We start from the raw sequence: 16,643 nt of genomic DNA on the forward strand, positions 1-16,643 counted from the left end.
CTTTATAGCATCTCTACGAATGATGTTTCTCTCTTGGTCTTTTACGCTTCTTAAATCTATTTTTTCCATAGCATAAAGATACGAAAAATATTTTAAATATTAAAGAACTATTGATTCTTTGTTAATAACTAACGATAAACATCGGAAAAGTACGATTTACCAATCGCAACTTTTCCTAGCCTAACCCGTTAACTTTAATGGCGGATTCAACTCAGATTTGATAAAAGTTCATTAAAATAGAAATTTAAGAAAGCGGAGAAATCTCAGATTTTAGAAATGAAACGGAAAGGATTTTCAGAGCAAACAGTTCCGATAGTTATCGGAATGAGAAAAGAAACATAAAAAATTACCGAATAGAAAAGGTAATTATTAAAAAATTCAATATTATGAAAAAAATGAGGACTTTTGTTGTTATTATCAGTTTAATTAGTTTAACAATGTCAGCTCAAGGAGTGTCGAAGCATGCATTTGGAATACGGTTTGGAGATAATAATGGTTTTGGAGGAGAATTAACTTATCAAAGAAAATTATCAGAAATAAATCGTTTTGAATTAAATTTAGGTTATAGAAATCAAAATGATTTTGATGCATATAAGCTATCAGGGATTTATCAATGGATTTGGAATATTGATGGTGGATTTAATTGGTATGCAGGGTTTGGTGCAGGCATTGGTTCTTGGAACGATTCAAGAATAAATTCTAATAGAAATGATGGCTTATTTATAAATGCTGATGGCGATGTAGGTATTGAATATAATTTTGGAATCCCATTATTAATTTCATTAGATTTTAGACCAGAAATTGGAATTATTGGAAATTATGGAAGCAATACAGATTTAGATATAGCACTATCTTTACGTTATAAATTTTAAATTATTTGGGAAAATTTATAAAAAAAAGTACTTTTTAGTGCTTTTTTTTTGTTTATATAGCATAAGTTTCATTAATTTTTTAACTTACCCGAAATTTTAAATTTACTATATGAAAAAATTAGCGTTGCATTGGCAAATATTAATAGGAATGGTTTTAGGAGTGGTTGTAGGTATTTTATTTACTTATTTTGATGGAGGGAAAGAAATAATACAAGATTGGATTAAACCATTTGGTAAAATATTTATCAACTCGTTAAAATTAATTGCAGTTCCATTAATACTTGCTTCCTTAATAAAGGGAGTTTCAGATTTAAAAGATATTTCAAAATTATCAGCAATGGGAGGTAGAACTATTGGAATATATATTATTACCACGGTTATTGCTGTTTCTATAGGATTATTTTTAGTAAATGTAATAAAACCAGGAAACTCAATTTCAGAAAAAACGAGACAAGAATTAGTTCAAAATTATGGAGAAAGTACTACTAAATACAAAGAACAAGCAGCTTTACAAAAACAAAGTGGACCTTTACAAGCCTTAGTAGATATTGTTCCTGAAAATATTTTTGGTGCAGCAACTAATAATAAAAATATGCTTCAGGTAATATTTTTTGCCATTCTATTTGGTATTGGACTTATATTAATACCCGAAGAAAAAGCTTCACCTGTTAAAAAATTCTTTGATGGTTTTAATGAAGTTATTTTAAAAATAATAGATTTAATTATGTTGGCGGCACCTTATGGTGTTTTTGCTTTGTTGGCCGCATTAGTAGTTGAATCCCCAAGTGTAGATTTGTTTAAGGCACTTATTTGGTACGCTTTTACCGTTTTATTAGGCTTGTTAATTATGATTGCTTTTTACAATTTAATAGTGTGGCTTTTTACTAAAAAAACGCCATCGTTCTTTTTAAAAGGAATTTCACCAGCCCAATTATTAGCATTTTCAACAAGCAGTAGTGCGGCAACTTTACCTGTTACCATGGAGCGTGTTACGGAACATTTAGGTGTTGATGAAGAGGTCAGTAGTTTTGTATTACCTATTGGAGCAACTATAAATATGGATGGTACAAGTTTATATCAAGCTGTTGCTGCAGTTTTTATTGCTCAAGCATTTGGAATGGATTTATCTTTAGGAACTCAATTAGGGATAATTGTTACTGCAACATTGGCAAGTATTGGTTCCGCTGCAGTTCCAGGAGCTGGTATGGTTATGTTAGTAATAGTTTTAGCACAAGCTGGTATTCCAGAAGCAGGATTGGCTTTAATTTTTGCTATTGACCGACCATTAGATATGTGTAGAACAATGGTTAATGTTACTGGTGATGCAACAGTGTCTATGATAGTTGCAAAAACATTAGGAAAATTAGGAAAGCCAAAAGTTAAAGATTGGGATGATAATTATCCAAAAAAATAAATTTATCTAATCTAAAAATCTACTTTTTAATTCTAGGGAAGGTTTCATACAACTTTCCCTTTTACCAAACCATTTATAGCGTCTTTTTGCAATAAAATCATAAGCCAAATCTCTCCAATATTTGGGAATGATTATAAACACATAACAAAATTTTAAACCATAATTTAAATGTTTTGAAATTTTTAAAATTGCAGTTGATTTTTTATAAATTTTATTGTTTTTAACCAAAATAATTGAATCTATTGGCGAATTTTTAATACCAAATTGTAACAATAAATCTTTTGTAGCGTCTGATTGAAGTGAAGCAAACAAAAATTGCTTTTTAGTATCGTGTTTTATTATAAAATTGATGGATGAATTACACAAGTTGCAAACCCCATCAAAAAGAATAATAGTTTTATTTTTAATTTTTTGCACAATACAAAGTTACAAGTTTAAAGCTGAATCGTCTTTTAACAAAATATTAGGAATAGCAGTCATAAGCAATTTTTATATTCGTTTAAAAATAATAACCAAATGATTAGGATTGAAAAACTACATAAATCATACCCAATAGGTAAAGATTCTTTGCATGTATTAAAAGGATTAGATTTACATATAAAAGAAGGAGAATTTGTATCCATTATGGGCTCATCCGGTTCTGGAAAATCAACTTTATTAAATATCATTGGTTTATTAGATGAGCATGATAAAGGTAAATACTTTTTAAACGGACAATCAATTGAGCATTTGGATGAAAAAAAAGCGGCAATTCTTAGAAATAAATTTTTAGGTTTCGTATTTCAGTCATTTAATTTAATTACTTATAAAAATGCTTTAGAAAATGTTGCACTTCCTCTTTATTATAAAGGAATAGGGAGAAAAGAACGTCAAAAAATTGCATTACAATATTTAGAAAAGGTAGGCTTAAAAGACAGGGCAGATCATTTACCAAGTGAACTTTCAGGAGGTGAAAAACAGCGGGTTGCAATTGCACGAGCTTTGGTAACAAACCCAAAGGTAGTTTTAGCAGATGAACCAACAGGAGCGTTAGATTCTGTTACCTCACATTCAGTAATGGAATTATTAAAAGAAATTAACCGGGAAGGCATGACTATTATTGTAGTGACGCACGAAGAAGATATTGCAGAAGAAACAGATAGAATTATCCGTTTAAAAGATGGTGTAATTACAAGTGATGAAAAAACGATTAAAAAAACAACCGTATAAATTATGTTTGATTTAGATCGTTGGACAGAAATTTTTCAAACCATTAGTAAAAACAAATTAAGAACTGTTTTATCTGGGTTTACTATTGCTTTTGCTATTTTACTTTTCACCTTACTTTTTGGTGTAGGTAACGGACTAAAACACGCCTTTGAAAAGTCGTTTACTGGTGATGCCCAGAATTCTATTTATATACGTTCAGGTAGAACTACAAAACCATATAAAGGATTACAAAGCGGTAGAAAAATTCAGTTTAGAAACGACGATTCTAAATTTATGAATGAGAAATTTGCTGGTAAAATTCAATTTTTCAGCCCTAATATAGAACGTTTTAATGTATTAGCAATTTATAAAGGAGAACAAAATAGATATACAGTTAGAGGTGTTTATCCAGATTATCAACCTTTAGAAGAAGCAGTTATACAGGAAGGAAGATTTATAAGTTTTATAGATTTAAAAGAAAAAGCAAAAGTTATTGCTATTGGTAGAATGGTAGAAAAGGATTTGTTTGAAAACCGAAGTGCTATGGGTAAAAACATTAACCTAGATGGAATTTCATATAAAGTAATTGGTGTTTTCAGCGATCCAGGTGGTGATAACGATGAACGTTTTATTTATACTCCATTTAGTACGGCTCAAGGAATTTATAAACCCAATGATGAGGTGGATAGATTTGGTTTAACTTTTAATCCGATACTTAGTGCTGATGAAGCAATTTCATTTTCAAATATGCTTACTAAAATGTTAAAGGAAAGGCATAATATTGATCCAAGAGACCAAAGAGCAATTAGAGTTCATAATTATGCAGAAGACGCTAAAAAGGTACAACAATTTATGATGGTTTTAAATGTGATAATTCTTTTTATAGGTATTGGAACTTTAGTAGCAGGAATTATAGGCATAAGTAATATTATGGTGTATATTGTTAAGGAACGAACCAAAGAAATAGGAATACGAAAAGCATTAGGAGCAACACCAAATTCAATTGTAGGTATGATTATGATGGAGTCTATTTTTGTTACAGCAATTGCTGGATATTCAGGTTTATTAATTGGTGTATTTGCTTTAAAGGCTTTAGGAAAAAGTTTAGAAAAATATTTTATTGTAAATCCTAGTGTTGAAACCTATGTAGTAGTTGGAGCCACTATTATTTTAGTAATAGCAGGAACTATTGCAGGATATTTACCCGCAAAAAGAGCAGCTCGTATAAAACCAATTGTAGCATTAAACGACAAATAATCATGAAATGAAAAAATTAAAATTGATTGGGTTCGTAATTAATCATAAAATGTTCGTCACCCTGAACTTGTTTCAGAGTCTCATCAATATAAATCGGTGATTAGTAAAAACTATGAGATGCTGAAACGAGTTCAGCATGACGTATAAATATGAAATATGACACAAAACGGATATACATAATTAAAATTTGATTTTCGAATTGTATTTAACAATAATGTAGAATAAAACAAAAATAAATGAATTTTTTATTTGACAGAGATACTTGGCAGGAAATTTATAGTAGTATTCGTAAAAATAAAGTACGAACAGGAATTACTATTATTGGAGTAATGTGGGGTATTTTTTTATTAGTAGTTTTATTAGGTGCAGCAAGAGGAGTTGAAAACAATTTTAACAGATTGTTTGGAAACTTTGCAACAAATAGTGTATTTGTATGGGCACAACAAACCAGTAAACCATTTAAAGGTTTCCAAGAAGGTAGACGATTAACCTTAAAAATGAGCGATCTTCAAAATATTAAAAATGAAATTAAAGGATTAGAATTTGTGGTTCCACGTTTACAAACTCAGGCATTAGCCATAAATAATTTTAAAACAGGAACGTTTACAATTTCTGGAGACTATCCTGTGTTTGATAAAGTTCAAAAAGTAAATTTAGTTTATGGCAGGTTTATAAATCATAATGATATTGTTGAGAAAAAGAAAGTTTGTGTCATTGAAGAAGAAATATATAAGCAACTTTTTGACAAAGATGAATTCCCAATCGGTCAGTATATTAAAATAGACAGGATCAATTACAATGTGGTTGGAATGTTTAAAGCGAGTCAAATGGGAGGCCCGCAAGGAGCTATTCATATTCCATTTACAACATTTCAACAAGTTTATAATAGAGGTAATAGCTTCAATTTCATGATGATTACAGGCAAACCGGGTTTTGATATTACTCAAATAGAAGCAGATGTTAAATTACTTCTGAAAAATTTACATGGTGTAAATCCCAATGATAATAGAGCTTTTGGAAGTTTTAATTTAGGAGAAAGAATAAAAAAAGTTACGGGTTTCTTAACAGGAATGCAATTTTTAACTTGGTTTGTTGGTATAGCAACCTTAATAGCTGGTGTTTTTGCAATTGGAAATATATTACTAATTACGGTAAAAGAACGAACTAAAGAAATAGGAATACGCAGAGCATTAGGAGCAAAACCTTGGGAAATAAAACGTCAAATTGTACTGGAATCTGTTTTTTTAACAAGTATTGCAGGTGCATTAGGAATTATTTTTGGAGGAATAGTATTAATGATTATAGATGCTACTTTAGGAAAAGGAGATAATCCAACATTAACAAATCCTACGGTAGATATACCAGTTATATTAATTGCAGCATTAACCTTAGTCGTTTTAGGTACTTTAATAGGACTAATACCAGCACAAACCGCAGTAAGTATAAAACCAATTGAAGCATTAAGAGAAGAATAAATTAGTCATAAATCGAAAATCAATTATAATGAAAAAAACAATATTTTTTGGAACCATTGCAGTGTTACTAATTGCTGTATTAGTTTGGTTTGGTATGAAAAACCGAAAGAATCCAATTCAATACAAAACTGAAAAACCATTTGTAACCAATATCGTTAAAAAAACAGTAGCTACAGGTAAGGTAGTGCCATTAGAAGAAATTGAAATAAAACCAAAAGTATCAGGTATTATTGATAAAATATTTGTAGAGGAAGGAGCTAAAGTTAAAGTTGGCGATTTAATTGCTACCATTCGTGTGGTTCCAAATGTTCAATCTTTAAATAGTGCTGAAGGTAATGTTAAAAATGCAAAACTTCGTTTTGATAATACCAAAACATTGTACAATAGAAATAAAGTGTTGTTTGAAAAAGGAGTTATCTCTAAACAAGATTTTGAAACCGCTGAATTAAATTATAATAGTGCCAAACAAGATTTGTTAAACGCTAAAAATAATTTGGAAATTATTAGAAAAGGTTCTGCTGCTGGTATGGGAAAAACGGCTAATACCTTTGTTAAAGCTGAGATTTCAGGAACGGTTTTAGAAATTCCTGTTCGTAAAGGAAACCAAGTGATAGAAGCAAATACCTTTAATGCAGGAACAACTATTGCAACCATTGCTGATATGACAAAAATGATTTTTGAAGGTAAAGTTGATGAAGCAGATGTTGGCAAAATAAAAAAAGGAACTGTTTTGGAGGTGTCTTTAGGAGCCATTGAAAATAAAAAATTTCCAGCTAAATTAAATTTTATTGCCCCAAAAGGAACAGAAGAAAACGGAGCGGTTCAGTTTAAAATTAAAGGTGATCTTACCTTAGATGATAATTATTTTATTAGAGCGGGTTATAGTGCAAATGCAGACATAGTTTTAGCTAAAAAAGATAGCGTTTTATCTATAAAAGAAGCTTTGTTACAATTTGATAAAAAAACAGAAAAGCCTTATGTTGAAGTTGAAACAGGAGATCAAGAATTTGAAAAGAAAGATGTTGAGTTAGGTATTTCAGATGGAATTAATGTAGAAATACTTTCTGGAGTTACAAAAGATGATGAAATTAAAATTTGGAATAAAACTTCTAAAGGCGATGATGAGGAAAATAATAATAGAGGCAGAAGAAGAAATTAATAGTTAATATAAATTTACAAGCGTTTTAATTTATTTTAAAACACTTTTTTTTATATCTTTATAAAAGTAATTTTTTGGATTAAAAACATGAAAAAATTAAGTTTTTTTTATGACTTTTATCAATGAAAAATTAGAATAAAAATCAGAACTTTATAGTATAAATTTTAAACGGAAATAGGATATGGAAAGTCAGTTAGTATTCTTAAGTGATCTAAACTTCAACCTTGATGTTTGGAAAAGAGAATTGAAATTTCAAGAAAGTGAAATGGATTATTTTGAAGAAAAGTTAGAAGAAGTTGCCTTACGGAAATTAGGATCAGAAGTTGATATTCAACTAGAAAAATTTCAAAATAAAATAATTCGTGAAAAAGATGTAATGGGACACTTAAGACACAGAATTAGAATGAAAAAGCGTGAATTAGCTCAAACTAAATTTGAAGATGGAAGTGAAGCTAAATTTCATGAAAAACAAGTATTACTTAGAGAAGAAATGAAAACATTTATAAAAATGCATTATCAGCTTAAAGAAATGATGATGGATTTCTTTCTAAAATATTTATAATAAAAAAAGCCGCTTAAAGCGGCTTTTTTTATTTTTTATACAAATTGTGAAGCTACCTTTTCAGCTTTTCTATGTTCAGAATAATCATAAAAACCTTCACCAGATTTAACTCCAAGTTTTCCTGCTTGAACCATGTTTATTAATAACGGACAAGGAGCATATTTTGGATTTTTAAATCCATCATACATCACATTCAAAATAAATAGGCAAACATCTAAACCAATAAAATCGGCTAGCTGTAAAGGTCCCATTGGGTGAGCCATACCTAATTTCATAACGGTATCAATTTCGTAAACACCAGCTACGCCATTATATAAAGTTTCTATTGCTTCATTAATCATTGGCATTAAAATTCGGTTAGCAACAAACCCAGGATAATCATTGACTTCAACAGGTACTTTACCTAATTTTTTAGATAATTCCATAATACTTGCAGTAACTTTATTTGAAGTAGAATAACCTCTAATAATTTCTACCAATTTCATAATTGGAACAGGATTCATAAAATGCATACCAATCACTTTATCAGGACGGTTAGTTACAGCGGCAATTTTAGTGATGGAAATAGAGGAAGTATTGGTTGCTAAAATTGTATCTTTTGGAGCTTCAGCATCTATTTGCTTAAATATTTTTAATTTTAAATCTACATTTTCAGTAGCCGCTTCAATTACCAAATCGGCATTTTTTATTCCTTCGGAAATAGCCGTAAAAGTGGTAATATTTTGAAGCGTTTTATTTTTTATATCTTCTGTAATTCGTTCTTTAATTAATAATCTATCTAAATTTTTTGTAATAGTGGCTAATCCTTTAGATAAAGCTTCCTCCGAAATATCAATTAAATTTACTTTAAAATTGTTTTGTGCAAATACATGAGCAATTCCGTTACCCATAGTTCCTGCTCCAATTACAGCTATATTTTTCATAATTTATTTTATTTAAAAGTCATTAATTATCATTTGGGCAACTCGCAAAGCCTCGGTTCCTTGTTTTAAAGAAACAATTGGAGTTGTGTTATTATTTATGGCATCCGCAAAAGTTTCTAATTCATCTAAAATTGCATTGTTTGTTTCAATAGTTGGATTTTCAAAGTAGATTTGTTTTTTAATACCTTCGGCATTTTGTAAAATCATATCGAAATCTCCTGGTTTTTCAGGAGCATCTTTCATCCGAACTACTTCAGTAGCTTTTTCAAAAAAATCAACAGCGATATAAGCATCTTTTTGAAAAAATCTAGTTTTACGCATGTTTTTTAATGAAATTCTACTTGCAGTTAAATTTGCTACACAACCGTTTTCAAATTCAATTCTGGCATTCGCAATATCAGGAGTATCACTAATTACTGAAACGCCACTTGCACTTATATGTTTTACTTTTGAGTTTACAATACTTAAAATAATATCAATATCGTGAATCATTAAATCTAACACTACAGGAACATCTGTTCCTCTTGGATTAAATTCAGCCAAGCGATGCCCTTCAATAAACATTGGATTATGGATGGAATTTTTAACCGCAGTAAATGCAGGATTAAAACGTTCAACATGACCAACTTGTCCTTTAACGTTATATTTTTTTATCAATTTGAGTAAAGTATCAGCTTGTTCAATAGTTTTTGTTATAGGTTTTTCAACAAAAATATGTTTACCAGCAGTAATGGCTTCCTTTGCACAATCAAAATGAGAAAGTGTGGGAGTAACAATATCTATAACATCTACATTTTTAATAAGTTCACTAACACTTTTAAAAGATTTATAACCAAACTCATTAGCTACTTTTTTAGCGTTTTCTTCAATTGGATCATAAAAACCAACTAAATTATATTTTTTTGATTGTTGTAATAATTTCAAATGAATTTTACCAAGATGACCTGCACCTAAAACGCCTACATTAAGCATAGTTTTCTATTTAATTTTATGAGAACAAAAGTACTAATCTTTACTCATTTATTCCTACTTTTAGACTTTGAAATTTAATTAAAGAGTGAAAGACACCCACAAACATAAAGGACTTAGAAATCAGTTAGTAACTACCGTTAAAAATAAAGGAATTGTTGATGAAAATGTTTTAAAAGCTATAGCTAATGTTCCACGCCATTTATTTATGGATTCTGGATTTGTAGATTTTGCTTACAAGGATAAAGCTTTTCCAATTGCAGCTGATCAAACTATTTCTCAGCCTTATACGGTTGCTTTTCAAACGGAAGTATTAGAAGTTAAAAGTGGAGATAAAATTTTAGAAATAGGAACAGGTTCGGGTTATCAAACGGCAGTTTTAATTGAAATGGGAGCAAAAGTATATTCCATTGAACGCCAAAAAGAATTATTTAAAAAAACGAATTTGTTTTTACCAAAATTGGGATATAAACCAAAACGATTAATTTTTGGTGATGGATATAAAGGATTGCCTACAGAAGCTCCATTTGATGGAATTATTGTAACTGCAGGAGCTCCATTTGTTCCGAAAGCCTTATTAGCACAGCTTAAAATAGGAGGCAGGCTAGTAATTCCTGTGGGTGATGACACCCAAGTTATGACCCTTTTTATAAGAACCGGCGTTAAAAAATTTGAAAAGCATGAATTAGGAGATTTTAAATTTGTGCCAATGTTGAAAAAAAAGAACTAAGTTTATAATTTAACAAAAAAAGCCAACGTTTAGTTGGCTTTTTTTAATTTATAGTTAAAAAAATTATTCTTCAACTCTGTACCAATATTGAGTTCTACCAAATAAAGAAAAACCAATATATCCTCTAACCTTTAGTTTATTAGGTGATTCAAGTGTTATATAGCATTTATATTCTTTGCCTACTTTTGGATCTAAAATTTTACCACCATTCCATTCACCATCATCTTGTGATAATCCATTAATAATTTTCATTCCTTTAATTGGTTTACCCTTTTTAGCTCCTTTACATTTATCACAAAGTTCGTCTTCTTTACCTTTTTCTAAAATTTGTAAAACTTTTGCATAAGCTTTTCCATCAACCTTATATATTTCTACAATGGATTTTTCAATTCCAGTATTATCATCAATGGTTTTCCATTTGCCAAAAATTGATTGTGCATTACTAACTAAAACAGAAGTAAATACAAGCGTAATTGCTAAAAAAATATGTTTTTTCATGAGTTTAAAAAATTTATGTTTATTTATTAATATGTTTTATGTTAATCGTATTTAGCATCAAAATGTTTGTGCCATTTTCCTTGAACCTTTAATACTTGTTCAATTACATCTCTTACACACCCTTTTCCACCTTTTTTTTGTGAAACATAGGTTGATATTGCTTGTATTTCTGGAACAGCATCTTTTGGACAACTTGGCAACCCAACTTTTTTCATTACTGGATAATCAGGTATATCATCACCCATATATAAAATATGTTTAGGATTTATATTATAAGTAGTAATATATTCTTTAAACTGTATCATTTTTTCATGAGTTCCCAGATAAATATCATTAATTCCTAATCCATGCAAACGAATTCTAACTCCCTCATTAGTTCCTCCTGATATAATACACACATTATAACCTTCTAAAATGGCAGTTTTTAATGCGAATCCATCTTTAGTGTGCATTTTTCGTGCCAATTCTCCATTGGTAGTAATGGTAACTTCTCCATTAGTTAAAACTCCATCTACATCAAAAATGAAAGTAGTAATCTGCGGCATTATTTCTTTATAACTTTTTTCCATAGGTGTTTAAGATAGAATTGCTAAGCAATGTATAAATTTCTTTTTTATTTTTTGGTAACATTGCTAACTGTTTTTCCATGGTTTTTATATCATTTCTTTTGGCAGGTCCTGTTTGAGCTTTAAAAGGTGAAAGATGTTCTACTTTTTCAGCTGTTTCTTTTATTAAAGGATGCAAAATATCAAAAGGAATATTATTTTCTTCACAAATACTATTCCCTAAATAATACAAATGATTTACAAAATTATTAACAAAAACAGCTGCTAAATGAATTTGTTTTCTTTGTTCTGAATTTATTTGGTAACATTTTGTTGAAATTACAGTTGCTAATTTTTCTAAAAGTGTTATATCGTTTTTATTTTCTGCTTCCACACAAATAGGAATAGTTTTGAATGAAATTTTTTTATTTTTTGAAAAGGATTGCAACGGATAAAAAACACCTTTATTACTTGTTGATTTTAAAGCGTTTATAGCAACACTTCCCGAGGTATGTACTACTAATTTATTAGGGAGTTTTAGTTGTTTAGAAAATTCTGAAATTGAATCATCTGGTATTGAAATAATATAAATATCAGCAGTTTTGTTTAGATGGAAAAGGTTATTTGTTATTTCAACATCATTTTTTAAATATTGAATTTTTTGAATATTACGATTATATACTTGAAGTAACTTAACATCTTTATTTTTTGAGAATACATTAATTAAATGAAAAGCAACATTTCCAGCTCCGAGAATAACAACTTTAATCATACAACGAATATAATTGAAATGAATGATAAAAAAAATTCCACCTTTTAAAAAAAGATGGAATTTTAATTAAATATAATAACTCGTTGTGAATGAGTATTCTTTAAACGTATTATTACGTCAATTCGAGTAATTTTTGATAAAAAATTGTATCGAGAATATTTGTCTTTAAATAAAAAACCCATTCTCGATACTAATTTTAAGCCTAAAAAGGCTAAAATTCACTCGAATTGACGAAATTTTATCAAAATGCACAAACTATAATAGTTTTATTAATCTCTAATTGCAGCTTGAGCAGCAGCTAAACGAGCAATTGGAACTCTAAAAGGAGAACAACTAACGTAGTTCATACCAATTCTGTGACAAAATTCTACAGAACTTGGTTCTCCACCGTGTTCTCCACAAATACCTACTTTAAGATTTGGATTTGTAGAGCGACCTCTTGTGGTTCCCATTTCAACCAATTGTCCAATTCCTTCTTGGTCTAATACTTGGAAAGGATCAGCTTTTAAAATTCCTTTTTCTATATAAATTGGTAAGAATTTACCTGCATCATCACGAGAATAACCAAAGCCCATTTGAGTAAGATCATTTGTTCCAAATGAGAAAAACTCAGCAACTTCAGCAATTTTATCTGCAATTAAAGCAGCACGTGGAATTTCAATCATTGTTCCTACAAGGTAATCAATTTTATCGCCTTTTTCTGCAAATACTTCATCTGCAATCCTTCTAACAATTTCTTCTTGTAATTTAAATTCTTTAACAGTTCCAACAAGAGGAATCATAATTTCAGGGAATGTTTTAATTCCTTCAGCTTTTAATTCTAAAGTAGCCTCAATAATAGCTCTTGCTTGCATTTCAGTAATTTCAGGATATGTAATTCCTAATCTACAACCTCTATGACCTAACATTGGGTTAAATTCATGTAAATCACTCACTTTTTGTTTAATAGCTTCTACAGAAATTCCCATTTCTTTAGCCATTTCTTTTTGATTTTCTTCTTCGTGAGGAACAAATTCATGTAATGGTGGATCTAATAAACGAACGGTTACAGGAAGTCCTGCCATTGCAGCAAATACATCTTTAAAGTCTTTACGTTGAATTGGTAATAATTTATTTAAAGCTTCACGTCTTCCAGTTTCATCTTCAGCTAAAATCATTTCACGCATACGCATTAAACGTTCTCCTTCAAAGAACATATGTTCAGTACGACAAAGACCAATACCTTCTGCACCAAACTCAACGGCTACTTTACATTCCCTTTCAGTTTCAGCATTTGTTCTAACTCCAAGCGTTCTATATTTATCAGCAAGTTTCATTACTTTACTAAAGTTTCCGCTTAATTTAGCATCTTTAGTTGCAATTTCACCTTCATAAACTTCACCAGTAGAACCATTTAAAGAAATCCAATCGCCTTCTTTCAATTTTTCGCCATCAACGGTCATAATTCTGGTTTTGTAGTTAATTTGGATATTTCCAGCACCAGATACACAACATTTACCCATTCCACGAGCAACTACTGCAGCATGAGAAGTCATACCACCACGAGCAGTTAAAATTCCTTTTGCAATATTCATTCCTTCTAAATCTTCAGGAGATGTTTCTACACGTACAAGGATAGATACAGGATATTTATTAGCTTCATCAGCAAAGAAAACTATTTGTCCTGATGCTGCGCCAGGTGAAGCAGGCAATCCTTTTGCTAACACTTTAGCTGCTTTAATGGCGTCACCATCAAAAACTGGATGTAAAAGTTCATCTAATTTAGCAGGTTCTTGTCGTAATATTGCTTCTTTTTCGGTTATTCTACCTTCTTCTAATAACTCCATTGCTATTCTAACCATAGCTGCAGCAGTACGTTTACCAGTACGAGTTTGTAACATCCAAAGTTTACCATCTTGTATGGTGAACTCTAAATCTTGCATATCATTATAATGTTCTTCAAGCTTATTTTGAGTAGTATTTAATTCTTTAAAAATAGTTGGCATTAATTCTTCTAAGGAAGGGTAGTTAGTTTTTCTATCATCTTCAGAAACTTCAGCTAAAATAGCCCATCTTTTTGAACCTTCTAAGGTAATTTGTTGTGGCGTTCTTACCCCAGCAACTACATCTTCACCTTGAGCATTTATTAAATATTCTCCATTAAAAATATTTTCACCAGTTGCTGCATCTCTGGTAAAGGCTACACCTGTACCGGAGTTGTTACCCATATTACCATAAACCATTGCTTGCACATTAACCGCAGTTCCCCATTCTTCAGGAATTTGATTCATTCCTCTATAATAAATAGCTCTAGGATTCATCCAGCTATCAAATACGGCAGTGATACTAGCCCAAAGTTGATCCCAAGGATCTTCAGGGAAAGCTTTACCAGTTTGAGCAGTACAAGCATCTTTAAAGTCAGCCACCATTTGTTTTAAATCTTCAACCTCTAATTCAGTATCTAATTCAACACCTTTTGTTTCTTTTGCTTTATAAATAATTTCTTCAAATGGATCATGATCTTCTTTTGATTTTGCTTCAATACCTAATACAACACCGCCGAACATTTGAACAAAACGTCTATATGAATCCCAAGCAAACCTTGCATTACCAGTTTTTGCAATTAAACCTTCTACAGAATTATCGTTCATACCGAGGTTTAAAACAGTATCCATCATTCCAGGCATAGAAACTCTTGCCCCAGAACGTACAGAAAGTAAACAGGGATTTTCATTGCTGCCAAATTTTGTTCCCATTAAATTTTCTACATTGGCAACTGCAGCTTCAACATCGTTTTTTAATAAAGCAACAACTTCATTTTTACCAAGTTTATTATATTCTGTACAAACATCTGTTGTAATTGTAAAACCGGGAGGAACGGGAATTCCAATTGCACTCATTTCAGCTAAATTTGCACCTTTACCGCCTAATAGGTTTTTCATAGTACTATTACCGTCTGCAGTTTTGTCTCCAAACTTATAAACTCGCTGTTTTACATTTTTTAACGTCTCCATCTTTTAATTATATTTTATATTAATTTAGTTTTTTAATAAAAAGTGATACAAATTTACGGATTGCTAATTTATTATTGGTGATTTATATCATTGATTTTTAGCACGAAAACGTTTTAGTTATAAATATTACAATAATTTTAAGATACATAATAAAAAAAGGAGGCTGATTTCTCAGCCTCCTTCTTCGTGGGGTTGTTTATTTAAAGTTTATTATGGTTTCATAGTTGTTTGCGTAACTGGATTTGAACTAACATCAATAATTTTTGGATTATTACTGAATTCTAAAGTTAGTAAATGTGGCAATTTTTTAATGCTCTTATCAACTGATCCAACTAATCTATTATTATTTAGTAATAGCGTTTCTAAATTGGTTAATTTATTTAATTGAAGAGGAATATTTCCTTCAAATAAATTATTTCCTAAGGAAAGTTCGGTTAATCCTATTAATGAACCAAGTTCTTGAGGGATTTTGCCATAAAACGAATTGTCAAATACACTTAGTTGATGTAAATTTTTAAAATTTTTGACATTTGCAGAAAGAGTTCCTGTTAAACGATTGCTACTTAATTGTAATTTTTCAAGTTTAGTTAACTTGTAGATTGATGCAGGTAATTCTCCACTTATAAAATTATTAAAAACTTCAAATACTTTTAAGTTTTGTAAATTACCAATAGAATTTGGTATTTCTCCTTCTATTTGGTTCATAAATAATTGCAAAGTTTCTAAAGATTGTATTGAAGTAATTTCATCAGGAATTGTTCCACCTATTTTATTGAAGCCTAAGTTTAGGTTTCTTAAATTTTTTAAATTACTTATTGAAGAAGGAATTTCACCAGCCAAATTATTCATCCCTAAATCAATTTTTGTAACGGTATTGTTTTCAACGGTTACTCCGTACCAAGTACTAACATCCGCAGATAAATCCCACGTATTGTTCCAACTTTGTCCATTTGTTGATTTGTATAAATCAAGCAAAGCACTTTTTTCTGAATCTGTAATTTGTGAAAAAGCAAACTGAAATGTAGCTAATAAAATTAAGATTGGGGTTACTATTTTTTTCATTGGGTGGGGGTTTGGGGTTAATAGTCTTAAAATCTTATGTCAAATGTAAAAACAAATTTCCAATTAACCAAATAAAATTACCTTTTATTTACCTTTTTTTACCATTTATTTTTTTTAATAATAATGATAATCAAATTTTAAGTGATTACTAATTAAATATTTGTATCCTTTATCCTACAATAATTATTATATATTTGTCATAATCTTATTTTAATTATCAGTAT

The 16,643-nt window shown here is 29.9% G+C and carries 16 protein-coding genes; 8 read left to right on the forward strand and 8 right to left on the reverse strand.

Annotation, left to right across the window (positions count from 1 at the left end; all coding sequences use genetic code 11):
* The first annotated feature begins 386 nt into the window (after positions 1–386).
* Both L3J60_RS09355 and L3J60_RS09360 read left to right on the forward strand, forming a co-directional pair.
* Complete coding sequence (locus L3J60_RS09355) at positions 387–872, forward strand: hypothetical protein (protein ID WP_291975238.1); 486 nt, start codon at positions 387–389, stop codon at positions 870–872.
* A 109-nt stretch (positions 873–981) separates the two neighbouring features.
* Complete coding sequence (locus L3J60_RS09360; RefSeq protein ID WP_291975239.1) at positions 982–2,286, forward strand: dicarboxylate/amino acid:cation symporter; 1,305 nt, start codon at positions 982–984, stop codon at positions 2,284–2,286.
* A 6-nt stretch (positions 2,287–2,292) separates the two neighbouring features.
* Here L3J60_RS09360 and L3J60_RS09365 read toward each other — a convergent pair whose 3' ends face one another.
* Entirely contained in the window at positions 2,293–2,703 is a 411-nt protein-coding gene (locus tag L3J60_RS09365) for a thiol-disulfide oxidoreductase DCC family protein (protein ID WP_291975240.1), read from the reverse strand.
* Positions 2,704–2,802: 99 nt separating this feature from the next.
* Between L3J60_RS09365 and L3J60_RS09370 the strand changes: the two genes are divergently transcribed.
* The 5 genes from L3J60_RS09370 (at position 2,803) to L3J60_RS09390 (ending at position 7,927) form a co-directional block, all read left to right on the forward strand.
* Complete coding sequence (locus L3J60_RS09370) at positions 2,803–3,495, forward strand: ABC transporter ATP-binding protein (protein WP_291975241.1); 693 nt, start codon at positions 2,803–2,805, stop codon at positions 3,493–3,495.
* A gap of 3 nt (positions 3,496–3,498) precedes the next feature.
* Positions 3,499–4,731: an ABC transporter permease gene (locus L3J60_RS09375; protein WP_291975242.1), complete on the forward strand. Its 1,233-nt coding sequence runs from the start codon at positions 3,499–3,501 to the stop codon at positions 4,729–4,731.
* Between the two features lie 236 nt (positions 4,732–4,967).
* Positions 4,968–6,206, forward strand: coding sequence for an ABC transporter permease (locus L3J60_RS09380; protein ID WP_291975243.1), 1,239 nt, complete (start codon positions 4,968–4,970; stop codon positions 6,204–6,206).
* A 28-nt stretch (positions 6,207–6,234) separates the two neighbouring features.
* Positions 6,235–7,365, forward strand: a complete 1,131-nt coding sequence (locus L3J60_RS09385) for an efflux RND transporter periplasmic adaptor subunit (protein ID WP_291975244.1) — start codon at positions 6,235–6,237, stop codon at positions 7,363–7,365.
* Between the two features lie 181 nt (positions 7,366–7,546).
* Positions 7,547–7,927, forward strand: coding sequence for a hypothetical protein (locus L3J60_RS09390; RefSeq protein WP_291975245.1), 381 nt, complete (start codon positions 7,547–7,549; stop codon positions 7,925–7,927).
* Positions 7,928–7,962: 35 nt separating this feature from the next.
* On the opposite strand, the gene L3J60_RS09395 is transcribed toward L3J60_RS09390, so the two are convergent.
* Together L3J60_RS09395 and L3J60_RS09400 are read right to left on the reverse strand one after the other, a co-directional pair.
* On the reverse strand, positions 7,963–8,850 hold the full coding sequence (locus L3J60_RS09395; RefSeq protein ID WP_291975247.1) for a 3-hydroxybutyryl-CoA dehydrogenase: 888 nt from the start codon (positions 8,848–8,850) through the stop codon (positions 7,963–7,965).
* 12 nt (positions 8,851–8,862) lie between these two features.
* Positions 8,863–9,822 carry a Gfo/Idh/MocA family oxidoreductase gene (locus L3J60_RS09400; protein WP_291975248.1) on the reverse strand — a complete coding sequence of 320 codons (960 nt, stop codon included), beginning with the start codon at positions 9,820–9,822 and terminating at the stop codon, positions 8,863–8,865.
* An 85-nt stretch (positions 9,823–9,907) separates the two neighbouring features.
* On the opposite strand from L3J60_RS09400, the gene L3J60_RS09405 reads away from it, so the two are divergent.
* Positions 9,908–10,549, forward strand: coding sequence for a protein-L-isoaspartate(D-aspartate) O-methyltransferase (locus L3J60_RS09405; RefSeq protein WP_291975249.1), 642 nt, complete (start codon positions 9,908–9,910; stop codon positions 10,547–10,549).
* Positions 10,550–10,612: 63 nt separating this feature from the next.
* On the opposite strand, the gene L3J60_RS09410 is transcribed toward L3J60_RS09405, so the two are convergent.
* The 5 genes from L3J60_RS09410 to L3J60_RS09430 form a co-directional block, all read right to left on the reverse strand.
* Positions 10,613–11,047 carry a DUF2147 domain-containing protein gene (locus L3J60_RS09410; RefSeq protein WP_291975250.1) on the reverse strand — a complete coding sequence of 145 codons (435 nt, stop codon included), beginning with the start codon at positions 11,045–11,047 and terminating at the stop codon, positions 10,613–10,615.
* A gap of 41 nt (positions 11,048–11,088) precedes the next feature.
* On the reverse strand, positions 11,089–11,616 hold the full coding sequence (locus L3J60_RS09415; protein ID WP_291975251.1) for an HAD family hydrolase: 528 nt from the start codon (positions 11,614–11,616) through the stop codon (positions 11,089–11,091).
* Positions 11,600–12,364, reverse strand: a complete 765-nt coding sequence (locus L3J60_RS09420) for a Rossmann-like and DUF2520 domain-containing protein (RefSeq protein ID WP_291975252.1) — start codon at positions 12,362–12,364, stop codon at positions 11,600–11,602. Before L3J60_RS09420 ends, L3J60_RS09415 begins: the two co-directional genes overlap by 17 nt.
* 269 nt (positions 12,365–12,633) lie before the next feature.
* Positions 12,634–15,357 carry a pyruvate, phosphate dikinase gene (gene ppdK, locus L3J60_RS09425; RefSeq protein ID WP_291975253.1) on the reverse strand — a complete coding sequence of 908 codons (2,724 nt, stop codon included), beginning with the start codon at positions 15,355–15,357 and terminating at the stop codon, positions 12,634–12,636.
* A gap of 210 nt (positions 15,358–15,567) precedes the next feature.
* On the reverse strand, positions 15,568–16,419 hold the full coding sequence (locus L3J60_RS09430; protein WP_291975255.1) for a Two component regulator three Y domain protein: 852 nt from the start codon (positions 16,417–16,419) through the stop codon (positions 15,568–15,570).
* Between the last annotated feature and the right edge of the window lie 224 nt (positions 16,420–16,643).

Origin of the sequence: Lutibacter sp. (assembly GCF_021647475.1) — a bacterium.
Classification (GTDB): domain Bacteria; phylum Bacteroidota; class Bacteroidia; order Flavobacteriales; family Flavobacteriaceae; genus Lutibacter.

Bases quoted from the DNA above. Each gene is read 5' to 3' on its own strand.
- L3J60_RS09355 (WP_291975238.1), top strand. From the start codon at position 387: ATGAAAAAAATGAGGACTTTTGTTGTTATTATCAGTTTAATTAGTTTA.
- L3J60_RS09360 (WP_291975239.1), top strand. From the start codon at position 982: ATGAAAAAATTAGCGTTGCATTGGCAAATATTAATAGGAATGGTTTTA.
- L3J60_RS09370 (WP_291975241.1), top strand. From the start codon at position 2,803: ATGATTAGGATTGAAAAACTACATAAATCATACCCAATAGGTAAAGAT.
- L3J60_RS09375 (WP_291975242.1), top strand. From the start codon at position 3,499: ATGTTTGATTTAGATCGTTGGACAGAAATTTTTCAAACCATTAGTAAA.
- L3J60_RS09380 (WP_291975243.1), top strand. From the start codon at position 4,968: ATGAATTTTTTATTTGACAGAGATACTTGGCAGGAAATTTATAGTAGT.
- L3J60_RS09385 (WP_291975244.1), top strand. From the start codon at position 6,235: ATGAAAAAAACAATATTTTTTGGAACCATTGCAGTGTTACTAATTGCT.
- L3J60_RS09390 (WP_291975245.1), top strand. From the start codon at position 7,547: ATGGAAAGTCAGTTAGTATTCTTAAGTGATCTAAACTTCAACCTTGAT.
- L3J60_RS09395 (WP_291975247.1), bottom strand. From the start codon at position 8,850: ATGAAAAATATAGCTGTAATTGGAGCAGGAACTATGGGTAACGGAATT.
- L3J60_RS09400 (WP_291975248.1), bottom strand. From the start codon at position 9,822: ATGCTTAATGTAGGCGTTTTAGGTGCAGGTCATCTTGGTAAAATTCAT.
- L3J60_RS09410 (WP_291975250.1), bottom strand. From the start codon at position 11,047: ATGAAAAAACATATTTTTTTAGCAATTACGCTTGTATTTACTTCTGTT.
- L3J60_RS09415 (WP_291975251.1), bottom strand. From the start codon at position 11,616: ATGGAAAAAAGTTATAAAGAAATAATGCCGCAGATTACTACTTTCATT.
- L3J60_RS09420 (WP_291975252.1), bottom strand. From the start codon at position 12,364: ATGATTAAAGTTGTTATTCTCGGAGCTGGAAATGTTGCTTTTCATTTA.
- ppdK (WP_291975253.1), bottom strand. From the start codon at position 15,357: ATGGAGACGTTAAAAAATGTAAAACAGCGAGTTTATAAGTTTGGAGAC.
- L3J60_RS09430 (WP_291975255.1), bottom strand. From the start codon at position 16,419: ATGAAAAAAATAGTAACCCCAATCTTAATTTTATTAGCTACATTTCAG.